This is a genomic window from Phenylobacterium sp., assembly GCF_030651755.1.
Taxonomy (GTDB): domain Bacteria; phylum Pseudomonadota; class Alphaproteobacteria; order Caulobacterales; family Caulobacteraceae; genus Phenylobacterium.
This window is the reverse complement of sequence record NZ_JAUSBZ010000082.1, coordinates 1-13,976: the sequence shown is the minus strand read 5'-3', so window position 1 is coordinate 13,976 and position 13,976 is coordinate 1. Positions and strand designations below refer to the sequence as shown.

The 13,976-nt window shown below is 66.5% G+C and carries 11 protein-coding genes and 1 pseudogene; 5 read left to right on the top strand and 7 right to left on the bottom strand.

Going from position 1 to position 13,976, the window contains the following annotated elements; all coding sequences use genetic code 11:
• Positions 1–900: an MBL fold metallo-hydrolase gene (locus Q7V15_RS07895; protein ID WP_304754919.1), complete on the bottom strand. Its 900-nt coding sequence runs from the start codon at positions 898–900 to the stop codon at positions 1–3.
• An 81-nt stretch (positions 901–981) separates the two neighbouring features.
• Between Q7V15_RS07895 and Q7V15_RS07890 the strand changes: the two genes are divergently transcribed.
• Positions 982–1,140, top strand: a complete 159-nt coding sequence (locus Q7V15_RS07890) for a hypothetical protein (protein WP_304754918.1) — start codon at positions 982–984, stop codon at positions 1,138–1,140.
• A gap of 20 nt (positions 1,141–1,160) precedes the next feature.
• Here Q7V15_RS07890 and Q7V15_RS07885 read toward each other — a convergent pair whose 3' ends face one another.
• Positions 1,161–1,568, bottom strand: coding sequence for a TIGR01244 family sulfur transferase (locus Q7V15_RS07885; RefSeq protein WP_304754917.1), 408 nt, complete (start codon positions 1,566–1,568; stop codon positions 1,161–1,163).
• A 118-nt stretch (positions 1,569–1,686) separates the two neighbouring features.
• Between Q7V15_RS07885 and oppB the strand changes: the two genes are divergently transcribed.
• Together oppB and Q7V15_RS07875 are read left to right on the top strand one after the other, a co-directional pair.
• Entirely contained in the window at positions 1,687–2,610 is a 924-nt protein-coding gene (oppB, locus tag Q7V15_RS07880) for an oligopeptide ABC transporter permease OppB (protein WP_304754916.1), read from the top strand.
• On the top strand, positions 2,607–3,515 hold the full coding sequence (locus Q7V15_RS07875; RefSeq protein ID WP_304754915.1) for an ABC transporter permease: 909 nt from the start codon (positions 2,607–2,609) through the stop codon (positions 3,513–3,515). The genes oppB and Q7V15_RS07875 overlap by 4 nt, the downstream gene beginning before the upstream one ends.
• A gap of 17 nt (positions 3,516–3,532) precedes the next feature.
• On the opposite strand, the gene Q7V15_RS07870 is transcribed toward Q7V15_RS07875, so the two are convergent.
• Positions 3,533–4,075 (bottom strand): hypothetical protein, encoded by a 543-nt coding sequence (locus Q7V15_RS07870; protein ID WP_304754913.1) that lies wholly within the window; start codon positions 4,073–4,075, stop codon positions 3,533–3,535.
• 10 nt (positions 4,076–4,085) lie between these two features.
• Here Q7V15_RS07870 and Q7V15_RS07865 point away from each other — a divergent pair, with 10 nt between their 5' ends.
• Both Q7V15_RS07865 and Q7V15_RS07860 read left to right on the top strand, forming a co-directional pair.
• The gene (locus Q7V15_RS07865; protein ID WP_304754911.1) at positions 4,086–5,777 is read left to right on the top strand and encodes an ABC transporter substrate-binding protein; all 1,692 of its coding nucleotides are present in this window, start codon (positions 4,086–4,088) and stop codon (positions 5,775–5,777) included.
• A gap of 218 nt (positions 5,778–5,995) precedes the next feature.
• Complete coding sequence (locus Q7V15_RS07860; protein ID WP_304754910.1) at positions 5,996–8,965, top strand: TonB-dependent receptor domain-containing protein; 2,970 nt, start codon at positions 5,996–5,998, stop codon at positions 8,963–8,965.
• 409 nt (positions 8,966–9,374) lie between these two features.
• Here the strand turns inward: Q7V15_RS07860 and sppA are convergent, their stop codons facing one another.
• The 4 genes and pseudogenes from sppA to Q7V15_RS07840 form a co-directional block, all read right to left on the bottom strand.
• On the bottom strand, positions 9,375–11,150 hold the full coding sequence (gene sppA / locus Q7V15_RS07855) for a signal peptide peptidase SppA (RefSeq protein WP_304754908.1): 1,776 nt from the start codon (positions 11,148–11,150) through the stop codon (positions 9,375–9,377).
• Positions 11,151–11,269: 119 nt separating this feature from the next.
• Positions 11,270–12,829 (bottom strand): AbgT family transporter, encoded by a 1,560-nt coding sequence (locus Q7V15_RS07850; protein WP_304754906.1) that lies wholly within the window; start codon positions 12,827–12,829, stop codon positions 11,270–11,272.
• Positions 12,830–12,856: 27 nt separating this feature from the next.
• The gene (locus tag Q7V15_RS07845) at positions 12,857–13,705 is read right to left on the bottom strand and encodes a DUF4157 domain-containing protein (RefSeq protein WP_304754905.1); all 849 of its coding nucleotides are present in this window, start codon (positions 13,703–13,705) and stop codon (positions 12,857–12,859) included.
• Between the two features lie 86 nt (positions 13,706–13,791).
• Positions 13,792–13,976, bottom strand: a pseudogene (locus Q7V15_RS07840) (tRNA 2-selenouridine(34) synthase MnmH); the annotation flags it as partial.

Genomic DNA, 13,976 nt, shown 5'->3' with positions numbered 1-13,976 from the left:
CTAGCCCGCCAGGCGATAACGACTGTCGATCGACGGCGGTCCGTCGGTGGCCACCTTGCCCCGGCGGACCAGGTCGATCATGTGGCCCAGGACAGACCGGGCCGCAGCCGGATGCAGGCGGGAATCGACCTCGGCATAGAGCACAGGCACCATGTCGACGATCCGCTCATAACCCTCGCCGACGGCGGCCAGCACCTGGGCCTCCCGGGCGCGGCGGTGGGCGGCGTAGGCTTCGATGAAGGGCTTAACCTCGCGAATGGGCGGCCCATGTGTCGGCCACAGGATGTCGAAGTCGCGGGCCTTCACCCGCTCCAGGCTCTCCATGTAGTCGGTCATGTCCCCATCGGGCGGGGTGATCACCGTGGTCGACCAGCCCATGATGTGGTCGCCGGAGAACAGGGCGTTCTCTTCCTTGAGCGCAAAGCAGATGTGGTTTGAGGTGTGGCCAGGCGTCGCCACCGCCTCCAGCGTCCAGCCGGGGCCCTCCAGCACCTGGCCGCCGCCGCACAGGCTGATATCCGGGGCGAAGTCGAAGTCCGCGCCGGCCTCGGTGCGGATGGTCGATTCCTCGGCCGCCGCCCCGACGGCGCAGCCATAGATGGCGGCGCCAGTCTTGGCCTTCAGCGGCCGGGCCAAGGGAGAGTGGTCGCTATGGTGATGGGTGACCAGGATGTGGGTGACGTGTTCCCCGGGCTCCAGGGCCGCGAGAATCGCCTCCAGGTGTTCGGGCAGGTCCGGCCCCGGATCAATGACGGCCACCTCGCCGCGGCCGACGATGTAGGTGCCGGTTCCCATGAAGGTGAAGGGGCCCGGATTGCGGGCCACCACCCGCCGGATCAGGGGTGAGACCTGATCGCAGATCCCGTACTCGAACTGGATATCGCGGACATAGGGAATCATCGGCGGGGGCTCCGGGGGCTGGCTGTCCTGACGGCGCCAAAGTTGCGGATCAGGGGCGGTGCACGGGCAGGGATGTGAACTATGATCGCAGATGCGGCTATTTTTGTCTCAAAACGGCTCCAGCGGGCCGCCTTCGCCGTGCTCTGTCTCATGGCGCTCCAGTTGAGCCTGGCCCTGGCGAGTTGCGAGGCCGAGCCTTCGGCCATGGCCGCCCGTGTGAGCCTGGCTGAGGCTTTTTGAACGACCGCGCCTGAGGGTCTTCAGCCCAAAACCCCCGAAAGATCGTAGCCGGCTTCGGCGCCGAGCGCGATGAGGCTTGAGCGGTCAAGGCGTCCGGCGTCGGCCTGGCTCAGCGCCCAGGTGACGATAGAGCGGGTGCCCGACCGGCAATAGGCGAGCACCGGCCCCTTGGCCTGCGCCACCGCCTCGCCCTGGGCGGCCACCTGAGCCGCATCCGGGCCGCCCCGCACCGGAATGGCCAGATAGTCGAGCCCCGCCGCCCGCGCCGCCGCCTCGATCTCCGCCCCATCGGGCTGGGCCGGATCTTCGCCGTCTGGCCGATTGTTGATGATCAGCACAAAGCCCGCGGCGGCGGCGGCGGCCACATCGCTGACGGCGATTTGCGGGCTGACGGAGAACTGCTCGGTGACGCGTCGGAACGGGGTCATGGCGGCCTTGAAAGTGACGAGGGTTACGGCATTGTTTGACATCATCGGGGCGCGATGAAAGTTTCGCAACGCCCGGCCTCCGCCGCAGGCCTTCAGCGGAAGACCCAAGCCACCCCTCATGCTGCGTTTTATAGGCCGACGCCTTCTCATCGCCATTCCGACCCTGTTCCTCGTGATCACGGTCGCCTTCTTCATGATGCGCGCCGCCCCTGGCAGCCCGTTCGACGGGGACCGCAAGCTGTCGCCGGAGATCGAGGCCAATGTCATGGCCAAGTACGGCATGGACCGGCCCCTGCATGAGCAGTACGGCGCCTACCTGGCCGGGGTGGTCCAGGGAGACCTGGGTCCGTCGCTGAAATACAAGGACAAGACCGTCCTGCAGATTCTGCAGGAGAATTATCGCGTCAGCCTGACGCTCGGCCTGTCCTCCATCATCCTGGCCACCATCATCGGCGTCAGTCTGGGGGTGCTGGCCGCCCTCCGGCAGAACCAGACGACCGACTATGTGGTGATGACCATCGCCATCCTCGGGGTCTGCATACCCACCTTCGTCACAGCCCCTGTCCTGGTGCTGGTGATCGCCTCCAAGCTCGGCTGGCTGCCCAGCGCCGGCTGGAACGGGGGGGCCTTGCCCAATCTGATTCTGCCCATTGTCGTGCTGACCCTGCCGCAGGTGGCGATCATCTCGCGCCTGACCCGGGCGGGCATGGTCGAGGTGCTGCGCTCCAACTACATCCGGACCGCCCGGGCCAAGGGCCTGCCGGAGAACCGGATCGTGCGGCGCCACGCCCTGCGGGCGGCCATCCTGCCCCTGGTCAGCTATCTGGGACCGGCGGCCGCAGGCCTGATCACCGGCTCCCTGGTGGTGGAGAAGATCTTCAACCTGCCGGGCCTCGGAAAATTCTTCGTCATCAGCGCGCTCCAGCGCGACTACACCGTGGTCATGGGCATGGTGATCTTCTACGCCGCCCTGATCCTGATCCTCAATCTGATCGCCGACCTGCTGCACGCGGTTCTCGATCCGCGGGTGCGACTGTCATGACCGGAACCATCCTGACGCCGGGCTCGCGTATCGGCGCGGAGACCATGGAGAAGGCCGCCCGGGGGCGCAGCCTGTGGGATGACGCCCGCCGTCGCCTGCTGCGCAACAAGGCGGCCGTGGGCGGGATGATCGTGCTGGGTCTGCTGGTTCTGGCGGCGATCATCGGCCCCTATTTCACGCCCTATGACTATGACCAGATCAACAAGGACCATGTCTGGGCGCCGCCGCTTACCAATGGCCATCTGCTGGGGGCCGATTCCCTGGGCCGCGACCTGCTGGCCCGGCTGCTGACGGGCTTGCGCGTCTCGCTGGCCATCGGCCTGGTGGCCACGACCGTGTCGCTGATCATCGGCGTCGCCTGGGGGGCGATCGCCGGCTATCTGGGTGGGCGGATCGACGAGGTCATGATGCGCGTCGTCGACGTGCTCTATTCGCTGCCCTTCATCTTCTTCGTCATCCTGCTGATGGTCACCTTCGGGTCGAACATCATCCTGATCTTCGTGGCCATCGGGGCGGTGGAGTGGTTGACCATGTCGCGGATCGTGCGCGGCCAGACCCTGTCGCTGAAGCACAAGGAATTCGTCGAGGCCGCCCGGGCCGCGGGCCTGGGCGACGCCGGCATCATCGCCAAGCACATCATCCCCAACCTCCTGGGTCCGGTCGTCGTCTATGTGACCCTGACCATCCCCGCCGTGATTCTGGCTGAGAGCTTCCTGTCGTTCCTGGGTCTGGGGGTGCAGCCGCCCATGGCCTCGCTGGGCACCCTGATCGCCAATGGGGCGCAGGACATGGAACTGGCCTGGTGGCTGCTGGTCTTCCCGTCGGTGACCATGGTGGTCACCCTGATGAGCTTCAACTTCATCGGCGACGGCCTGCGCGACGCCATCGATCCCAAGGACCGATAGCGCCGCTCAGCTGCGTTCTACTGAATCCGTTTGGCCCGCACGGCGCGTTGGCCGTCCAGGTTCATGAAGTAGCTGCCCAGGGAGGCCTTGCGGATATCGACCTTGGTCCCGGCCCGGGGGCGGCGGCCGACCACCTCGGTGTCGGTCTGCTGCCAGACCGCCCCGTCCTCCAGTTCGACAACCCACTTGCCGTCGGCCTGGTAGGCGCGCTTGGCGACGCCGGTGATGTTGTCCATCTCCTCTGGCGCCACCCCGCGTTCGAACAGCGCCATCGAGGGCATCGAGAAGCCGAAGGTCTGGCGGCGGACGCTACGGGCCTGCTCGCGATCGACCACGACGATGTCGCCCTTGGCTTCGGCCTGATCCATGGCGACTGTGGCCTGGTCATAGCAGGCCAGCCGCGCCGCATCGTCGCTCAGGCCTCTGCAGTCGAGCAGCGACTGGAGAATCGCCGCCCGCCCGGGCGCGCCGGGTGTCTGCGCCTGGGCCACGGGCGGAAGGAGCGCGCACGCCCCCGCCAGAGCCAGGCTGAGTCTTGCCCCGGGCCAAAAACCTGTCATCGGTTGCCTCATGATCTTTCCAAGCCTCATTGAAGAGGTCCGCCGCGGTCGGCGCAATCTCTTCTCTTCGCCCCGCGCCCTCCGGGCGGTCCTGATTCCCACCGTCCTGGCCGCGGTCGTCGGTTGCGCCCCTCAGGCGCCGGTGCGGCCGAGCTGTCCCGAAGGACAGGTCTGCCTGCTGATCGGCAACGGGTCGGAGCCCGCCACCCTCGACCCCCACAAGGCCACAGGGACCTGGGAAAGTCGCATCCTGGCTGACGCCTTCACGGGCCTGACCCAGGATGACGCCAGCGGCGAGGCCGTCCCCGGCATGGCCGAGCGGTGGGAGGTCAGCGAAGATGGCCTCGTCTGGACCTTCTATCTTCGGGACGCGGTATGGTCGGACGGCGTGCCCGTGACCGCTGACGATTTCGTCTTTTCCCTGCAGCGTATCCTGCTGCCGCAGACCGCCTCGGAATACTCTTCGCTGCTCTATTTCATCGAAGGCGCCCAGCCGCTGAACGAGGGAAAGACCGGGCCTGAGACCCTGGGCGTCCGGGCGATCGATTCGCGGACCCTGGAAATTCGCCTGGTTCATCCGGCCCCCTATCTGACCGAGGTGGCCAAGCACCAGACCATGTCGCCGGTGCCCAAGCATGTTGTCGAACGGCTGGGGGATGCCTGGGTGCAGCCTCAGAACATCGTCACCAACGGCCCCTATCGGATCGAGACCTGGCGGCTGGGCGACTATGTCCGGATGACCAAGAACCCGCTCTATTATGAGGCCGACAAGGTCTGCGTCGATCAGGTCTATTACTACCCGACCACGGATGCGGCGAGTTCGGAACGCCGGGTGCGGCGGGGCGAGCTGGATATCAGCTATGAAGTCCAGTCCAACCGGATCGCCTTCCTGCGTCAGGAAATCCCCGACTATGTGCGCACCAGCACCTATCTGGGGGTGGCCTATATGGCCTTCAATTCCAATGTGGAGCCGCTGAAAGACATCCGGGTGCGCCGGGCCGTCAGCATGGCCATCGATCGGGAGTTCATCACCAACAAGCTGCTGCGCGGGGGCCAGACGCCTGCCTACAACTTCGTGCCGCCCGGGGTCGCCAACTACACCTCGCCGCCGGAGCCGGAGTGGGCGAGCTGGCCGCTGGAACGCCGCCAGGCTGAGGCCCGCCGGCTTCTATCCGAAGCGGGTTACGGCCCTCGCAATCCCCTGAAACTGGAGATCAAGCACCGGAACTCGTCGGATCCGACCCTGTTCATGCCGGCGATCCAGGCTGATCTGAAAGAGGTGGGGATTGACCTCGCCCTGGCCCAGAACGAGGTGCAGATCGCCTATGCCGCCTATCGGGTGCGCGACTTCCAGGTCGCCGACGCCGGCTGGGTCGCCGACTACAACGACGCCATGAGCTTCCTCTATCTCAACCAGTCCTCCGCCGGATCGCAGAATTACGGGGACTACAGCAACCCGGTCTATGACGAGCTGCTGCGCAAGGCCGACAACGAGCCCGACGCCGAAACCCGGGCGGGCTATCTGGCCGAGGCCGAGCGTATCATGCTGGAAGATGCGCCCATTGTTCCTGTCTATTTCCTGAACACAAAGGCGCTTGTGAACCCCAGGATCACCGGTTGGGTTGACAACATAATCGACCACCACCGGACGCGATATCTATGCGTCGCCGGCTCTCAGAGCTCCAATCAGGGCATAAATTGATCGCGGCGCGCCTTAGCCGTGGCCAGTCTGTGTCTGGAATGTGACAGGTGCGGGTCGAAAACATTGCGGCTTGTTAATGGCCGTTGACCCTCGTTCCGTAACCCTCGTAACTCCCCCGTAACCGGGGTTGGTTCCAACCCGCGGGAAACTTTTTTGTGGGGAGCGGCTCGGCGTCTGTCCGTCTCGGACTTGCGGTCGACCCGCTGGAGGATCTGACCTTGAACATCAAATCCAAGCGAGAGCGCCTGTTGGCGTCATCGATGATCTGTGGCGCGGCTTTCGCCGCGATGGCCGTTTCGCCGGCCGCCGCCCAGGTCGCCGAAGTCCAGGAACTGGTCGTCACCGGTTCGCGCATCCAGGTGCCCGGCCTTGAGTCGGCCAGCCCGATCCTGACCGTTGGCGCGGCCGAAATCGGTCTGCAGCAGCAGCCGGAAGTGGAAAAGATCATCCGCTTCCTGCCCATCTCCGTCCCCTCGGACGGCGACGCGGTGAACAACGGCACGGCCGGCGTCTCGACCATCAACCTGCGGGGCCTCGGCGCCCAGCGGAACCTGGTCCTGATTGATGGTCAGCGGGTCACCCCCTACAACACTGACGGCCGCGTCGACGTGTCGGTCATCCCGACCGCCTTCCTGGAGCGGATTGACGTCATCACCGGCGGCGCCTCGGCCGTGTACGGTTCGGACGCCATTTCGGGCGCCATCAACTTCATCCTGAAGAAGGATTTTGAAGGCGTCGAGCTGGACACCAAGTACTCGGTCACCGGCGACGGCGACGGCGAAGTGTTCTCCACCTCGCTGACCTTCGGCTCCAACATCGCTGATGGCCGCGGTAACGTCGCCATGAGCATGAACTACTCCAAGCGTGAAGGCGTCCTGCTCGGCGCCCGCCCGCTCGGCAACCTCGGCATCGTGACCGCCAACGGCGCCAACTATCAGAACTTCCTGGACGGTCAGGGCCCCACCCCGGCCCCCGCCAACTGCGGCGGTCCGAACTCGGTGGCCGCCGGCGGCTCCACCACCACGGTTCCGACCCGCACCCAGATCACCGGCGTCGGCACCTCCGCCCTGCAGTTCCGTGAAGACGGCACCCTCGGCCCCAACTGCGGCGTGTTCAACTTCAACCCCTACAACTACTACCAGACCCCGCAGGAGCGTTACGGCGCCACCGCGATCGGCTATTATGAGCTGGCCGACAATGTTGAGGCCTACGGCCGCTTCATCTACTCGTCGACCAACGTGACCCAGCAGGTCGCCCCGTCGGGCATCTTCGGCAACTCCTTCTTCGTGCCGCTGAGCAACCCCTTCCTGACCGCTCAGGCCCAGACGACCCTGATCAACGCCGCCAACACCGCCCGCACCGCCGGCACCCTGCCGGCCTCCAGCTGGCGCGACCTGAACAACAACGGCGTCGTCGACTCCGCCGACGATCTGAGCCTGGTCATCCGTCGCCGCACCGGCGAACTGGGCGCCCGCTCGACCCAGTACGACAACAACCTCTTCCAGTTCACCCTGGGTCTGCGCGGCACCTTCCTGGATAACTGGAACTGGAACGTCTACCTGCAACAAGGCCAGGTTGACCGGACCAGCATCTCGGCCGGCTACACCAACACCACCAACTTCGGCAACGCGCTGAACGCGGTCTCCACCACTGCCTGCCGCACCGGCGGCTCCGCTTGCGTGCCGATCAACGTCTTCGGCGCCTATGGCACCATCACCCCGGCCATGGCGGCCTACTCCAGCGCCACGGCGATCATCTCCGAGACCTACGAGCAGACCGTGTTCAACGCGTCTGTGAACGGCCAGCTCGGCGCCCTGCAAAGCCCCTGGGCCTCCGCCCCAGTGGCCGCTTCGATCGGTGTTGAGTACCGTGAAGAGTTCGGTCGCTTCACCCCCGACGAGTGCTGGAAGCTCGCTCCGGTCAGCTGCCTCGGCGGCGCCGGCGGCAATCAGCTGCCGATCGCCGGCGGCTTCGACGCGCACGAAATCTTCGGCGAAATGATCGTTCCGATCGCCATGGACCAGCCCTTCGCCAAGTCCCTGGGTCTGGAGCTCGGCTATCGCTTTTCGGATTACAATCCGAGCGGCAGCTACAGCACCTGGAAGGCGGGCGTGAACTACGAGCCCTTCGACGGCCTGCTCCTGCGCGCCATGCGCCAGCGCGCCGCCCGGGCTCCGAACGTCGGCGAACTGGCCGCCCCGGTGGTCACCGCCCTGCGGAACGCCGACTATGACTACTGCTCGCTCGGCAACCCCAACGCCATCTCGGCGGCACTGCGCGCCCGTTGTATCGCCACGGGCATGACGGCCTCTCAGGTCGGCACCGTGCAGGACATCGTTGCCGGTCAGATCAACACCTTCGAAGGCACCGATCTCCAGAACCTGCCTTCGGCGGAACTGGCTGACACGACCACGGTGGGTATCGTCTGGCGTCCGGGCTTCATGACCGCCCTGCGTAGCCCGGTGATCTCGCTCGACTACTACGACATCGAGGTGAAGGACTACATCGGCGCCTTCTCCGCCCAGGAAACCCTGGACGGCTGCTATGTCTCGGGCATCGACCAGTTCTGCCAGCGCATCGTCCGCGTGAACGGCGACATCGCTTCGCCGGGCTCGGGCGTCCAGCGCTACACCACCAACCTGAACTACATTCGCGCTGAAGGCATCGAAGCCGCGGTCAACTTCGGCCTCGACCTCGACACCGTCGGCCTGAACGAGCGTTGGGGCAGCCTGGCCTTCTCCTGGACCGGCAACTACTACCTGACCAACGAGTCGCGCTCGAGCACCACGGTCCCCGAGATCGACTGCCTGGGCTACTACGGCACCAGCTGCGGTAACCCGACCCACAAGTTCCGCTTCGTTCAGCGGACCACCTGGACCATGGGCGACCTGCAGGTGTCCTACCTGTGGCGTCACCTGAACAAGGTCGAGATCGAGCCGGTTCAACAGCCCAACACCTTCGCGGCCTTCCGCGAAATTGAGGCCTACAACTACATCGACCTGGCCGCGAGCTACGCCTTCAACGACGTCGCCAAGGTGACCTTCTCCGTGCAGAACGTGCTGGAGAAGGATCCCCCGGTGCTCGGCAACGAAGCTGCGACCACCTCGGCCAACGGCGGTAACACCCTGCCCAGCGCCTACGACACGCTCGGCCGCATCTTCGCGGTCGGCCTGAACCTGCGGTTCTAAAAGACCTCAGTCAGACCTGGAGAGGGGGCGGCGGACTTCGGTTCGCCGCCCTTTTCTTTTGCGTCATGCTCTGGGATTGCGGGGTTCCCGCTACGGGGCTCGCGGGCCTAAATCCTAAGTCTGGAGCGCGTTTGTCCGCCACGTCTCGGAACGCGCTCCGGTCCAGCCGTGGATTGGGGCGAGGCTTCGCGCAAGCCGACTCCGGCGACGCATGCCTGGACTTGGCGAGCATCCGGTCCACCGCCTGCCGAGCGGCGCGTCCGATCTGAGACTGAGCTGCCCCCTGCCTCGGGGCGCAGCCCGATAGCCGCCTGCCATTTGCGCCGGACTCCTCATCAACGGCCGGCCCAGACGGCCAGACGGCCAGACGACCTGCGGGCGCGAGGGTCTTTCTGGCCCGGCCGTGGCCCTAGCGGATCGGGGTCGGGGCCAGCACGGCGGCTGCGCCCTGGGCGCGCAGGCGCTCCGTCGCCAAGGTGTCGAGGATGCCTTGGGCGCGCGGATCGCCCAGCACCCAGGCCGCCGCCGTCAGGGTTTTCACGGAGACCGCACCCATCCCCAGGGCCCGCTCCAATGCCTGCAGCGGCGTGGCTTGGGGCGTCATGCGCCGCAGGCGCACCTCGCCCTCCAGCCCCGCCAGAGTCTTGGCCTTGTCGACAGCCTGATAGAACCCGCCGAGTTCGTCCACCAGACCCAGGGACTGGGCCTGGGCGCCGGTCCAGACGCGGCCGCGGGCGATTTCGTCCACCCGCTGCGGGCTAAGGTTGCGGCCCCGGGCCACCCGGACGATGAACTCGTCATAGACATTGTCCATCATGGCGGAGAACGCCGCCTGCTGAACCGGTGTGAAGCCATCGCCCATGCCATAGGCCCCGGCGAAGGCGCCGCCGACCCCCAGCTCGCGCATGTCGACCCCGAACTCGGCCAGGGCCGGGCCCAGGGCGAGCTTGCCCCCATAGACACCGATGGAACCTGTCAGGGTCGTGGGTTGGGCGATGATGGCCGAGGCCTCCGAGGCGACCCAATAGCCGCCGGATGCGCCATAGGTCCCCATGCTCACCACCACCGGCTTGCCGGCGGCCTTGGCGGCGCGGACCGCAGCCAGGATCTGTTCCGAGGCGGTGTCGGACCCGCCGGGCGAGTTCAGCCGCAGGACCACGGCCTTGATGTCATCATCCTCGGCGGCATCGTAGAGGGCCGCGGAGATATCGTCGGAGAAAATCATGGCGCTGGGCGCCAGGGGATTGGACAGACCGCTCCGTCCTGTGGTGATCGGCCCCTCGGCTTCGATCAAGGCGATCACCGGTCCCGAACGCCCCGCCGGGCCGGCGCTACGGGCATAGGCCGACAACTCCATCAGGCGGGCGTCATCGCCGGCGGCGTCGAGCAAGGTCTGCTCCGCCTCATGCAGATGACCCAGCCGGTCGATCAGGCCAAGCTCAAGGGCGCGGGCGGCGGGATAGGGACCGGCCTCCAGACGGGCGCGCAGGAGCGCGGGCTCCATCTCGCGGTCGCTGGCGGCAGTGTTCAGGGCGCTGGAATAGACCGAGTTCATCCACGACAGCTGGGCCGTGCGGTGGGCGGCGGTATAGTCGCTGTGCAGGTAGCCGTTGACGGCGTTCTTGAATTCCTTGCGCTGCTCGAAGTCCGGCTTGACGCCGTACTCATCAAAGAAACGCTTGAAGAAGACATCCTCCACCGCCAGGCCTGTGACCTGCAACGCCGCTCCGGGCTGCATCCACAGGTCGCCGGCGGCCGCCCCGACCATATAGGTCGAGCTGACCACACCGGACTGATAGAGGCCCTGACTATGGGCGATCACCGGCTTTCCGGCGGCTTCGAAGCGGCGCAGGGCCTGACGGAGTTCGTCGGCCGCGCCAGGCTCCATTCCTACCTCCGGCAACCGCACCAACAGGCCCTTCACCCGGCGATCGCCCTCGGCCTGGCGGAGGGTCTGCACCACCGACATGACCGAGTTGGAACGCCCGCCAAAGGCGGAAAAGGGGTTCTGGACGTCCTGGTCGCTGAGGGCGTTGCGCAGGTCCAGCTGCAGCACGACGGCGCCGGGCACGGGGGCGGGGCGGGTCGCCCCGGCCGCGATGACGACAAGCAGGAACGGCACGCCCACCAGGAACAGGGTCAGCCCGGCGAAGACGCCGGCCATGGTGGTGAGGAACTGCTTCATCGAGGGACCGTATCGGGAGGAGGGTGTTGTCCCACCCTATATCGGCGCCCGTTGCGGGGAAATGAAGGGCCGCCCCGGCCGGCGACCCTTCGGATCGGACCGCCAGCCGGAAATCTGCGTCAGGGGAGGGGCTGGGCCAGGGTCGGCAGCACATAGCCGACGGTCGCGCCGGGACCCAAGGGCAGGTCCAGGCTCGTCCAGCCCAGGACCATGATCAGGCCCGCAGCCATGAAGAAGAGAGAATAGGGGACCATCACCGCCATCAGCGAGCCGACCCCGAAGTCCTTTTGATAACGCTGGGCGAAGCCGAGGATGAGCGGGAAATAGACCATCAGGGGGGTCACGATATTGGTGGTGGAATCCCCCATCCGATAGGCCGCCGTGCTCATTTCCGGGCTGACTCCCAGCAGCATCAACATCGGCACCAGGATCGGCGCCAGGGCCGCCCACTTGGCCGAGGCCGAGCCGATAAACAGGTTGATGCTGGCGGCCAGCAGCACCATGGCGGTAAGCAGGAGCGGGGTCGGCATGCCTGAGGCCCGCAGGCCCTCGGCGCCGTGGATGGCGATAATGGCGCCCAGATTGGACCAGTTAAACATGGCCACGAAGTGGGCGGCCACGAAGGCCAGGACGATATAGGGGCCCATCTCGGCCATGGACTGCCCGGTCAGGCGCACCACGTCGCCCTGGTTCTTCACCGTGCCGGCGGCGGCGCCATAGGCGACGCCGCAGACCAGGAAGAGCAGGAAGAAGCCCGCCACCAGGGATGAGTAGAAGGGCGTCATCCGTTCGCCCGGTCCACCCTCGGCATTGATGAAAGGGGCGGCCGGACCGATGCTCATCGCCGTCCAGAGGCCGATGACGACCACCGCGCCAATCCCGGCCCAGATCAGCCCCTTACGCTCGCGGGCTGAGGTCGCCTGCATCTCTTCGTCGGTCTCGGCAGTTTCCGGAGGCGGCGGCGACACCGGAACCCAGGGGCCAAGCCGCGGCTCGACGACCTTGTCTGTGACCCACCATCCGAGGGGGGTGAAGACCATGGTCATGGCGAGAATGAACCACCAGTTGCCGGCGATATTGGCGGTCCAGGTGGGATCCAGCAGGCGGGCCGCCGGCTCGGTGATGCCGAGCAGCAGGGCGTCGAGGTGGCCAGGGAAGACGTTGGCCGAGAATCCCCCCGACACCCCCGCAAAGGCGGCGGCGATTCCCGCCACGGGATGACGGCCGGCGGCGGCGAACACCACCCCGGCCAGGGGCACCAGCACGACATAGGCCGCGTCGGCCGCGTGATTGGAGATGATGGCGGTGAAGATGATGATGGGCGTCAGCAGGGCCTTGGGCGCCTTGGAGACGCTGGCCCGCATGGCGGCGGAAAACAGCCCGGTCCGCTCGGCCACCCCGGCGCCGAGCATGACGGTGAGCACAAACCCCAGGGGGGCGAAGCTGGTGAGCGTGCGGGGCATGTCGACAAACAGGCGCCGCAGGTTCTCCGATGTGGCCAGGCTGACGGCGGTCAGGGTTTCTCCAGTGGCTGGATTGACCGCCGAGGCGCCGAGCCCGGCGGCGATCATGCTGCCGACGAACAGGGCGGCGATCATCCAGACGAAGATGACCACCGGATCGGGCAGGCGATTGCCCACCTTTTCGATCATCCCCAAGAAACCGGATTTCATGGCCATGTGGCTAACCCCTTCGCGACTCTGCGCCTAGCTTCGCGATGCGGAGCGCCCTGGCAAGCCCTGCTTGCCGCCGCGTGGTCCTGAGTCGCCCGAAGCGCCAGTTTCCGCGTCCGCGGCCGGCTCACCCTGGCCAGAATCGTCGTTGCCCTCAAGGTCTATGGGCTCGTCGGCGTCGGGCTTCACAGCGGTCTCTGGCTCACTGAAATCCAGCATCTCGCCGATGGTCTCCATCACCGCCGAAACTGGAGAGGGACGGGCGGCGCGGCGGGCGCGGATATCGGCGGTGATCGCGAAGGCCCGACGGTTGGCCTGGGCCTCCAGTTCCCGCCAATCGCTGGCGTAGCGCGCGGCGAAGCCGTTCACGCCCATGCGGCGATACTGTTCCATGTGCGCCAGCTCATGGGCCCAGAGCCACAGGTTTTGGGCCACCTTGCCGTCCGAAAAGACGATCACGTCCTTAAGGGTGACGGCGCCTTCGTCATAGTACCAGCGCGCCAGCAGCGACCCGAGGCCCAGGTCCTCCCCGGCCTTGGTCCAGCGCGCGCTCTCCAGAATCTCGTCGGTAAAGTAGGGCGCCAGGGCCGTGCGGACCCGCTCAGGCATGGGTTGCGGATCCTGCTCCAGGGCGCGGGCTCGGGAGAAGCGGATCGCCTGAACGAGGGCGGGTCCCGTAACCGCAGGGGATCGCCGCAGCGCCTCTTCCGAGGCGCCCCGCGCCCGGTCCGCGGCGTGCCGGGCTGAGCGTTCAACGCTGGCGCGCCACTCTATAGGGGGGCGCAGGCTGGCCTCGTTGGGTTCGGCGGAACACCCCGCCATGAGCGGAAGCAGGAGGGCCAGGCTGAGGCTTGCGGCGCTCCTCCCGAAGATGACAGTCACGCATTTCACCTAACTTGCCCGCCACCAATCGGCGCACGCCCGTGGCTTTAAGCGTTGCGCCGACGGACGGGTTCCCCGCCAGGGGGCTAGAGAGACCCGAATGCCCGGGGAATCAGGTCGATGACGGTCCGCGCCGCTGACGCACGGCTCTGAGGATCAAGGGGTTCAAGGGCCAGGCGGGCAAGGATGGGCGCGTCGGATTTCCGTGCGGCGCGGTCATAGGCTGGGTCATAGTGCAGGTCGATCAGGGCCTGGGCCAGCTCGGCGAAGG

Bases quoted from the DNA above. Each gene is read 5' to 3' on its own strand.
- Q7V15_RS07895 (WP_304754919.1), bottom strand. From the start codon at position 900: ATGATTCCCTATGTCCGCGATATCCAGTTCGAGTACGGGATCTGCGAT.
- Q7V15_RS07890 (WP_304754918.1), top strand. From the start codon at position 982: ATGATCGCAGATGCGGCTATTTTTGTCTCAAAACGGCTCCAGCGGGCC.
- Q7V15_RS07885 (WP_304754917.1), bottom strand. From the start codon at position 1,568: ATGACCCCGTTCCGACGCGTCACCGAGCAGTTCTCCGTCAGCCCGCAA.
- oppB (WP_304754916.1), top strand. From the start codon at position 1,687: ATGCTGCGTTTTATAGGCCGACGCCTTCTCATCGCCATTCCGACCCTG.
- Q7V15_RS07875 (WP_304754915.1), top strand. From the start codon at position 2,607: ATGACCGGAACCATCCTGACGCCGGGCTCGCGTATCGGCGCGGAGACC.
- Q7V15_RS07870 (WP_304754913.1), bottom strand. From the start codon at position 4,075: ATGACAGGTTTTTGGCCCGGGGCAAGACTCAGCCTGGCTCTGGCGGGG.
- Q7V15_RS07865 (WP_304754911.1), top strand. From the start codon at position 4,086: ATGATCTTTCCAAGCCTCATTGAAGAGGTCCGCCGCGGTCGGCGCAAT.
- sppA (WP_304754908.1), bottom strand. From the start codon at position 11,150: ATGAAGCAGTTCCTCACCACCATGGCCGGCGTCTTCGCCGGGCTGACC.
- Q7V15_RS07850 (WP_304754906.1), bottom strand. From the start codon at position 12,829: ATGGCCATGAAATCCGGTTTCTTGGGGATGATCGAAAAGGTGGGCAAT.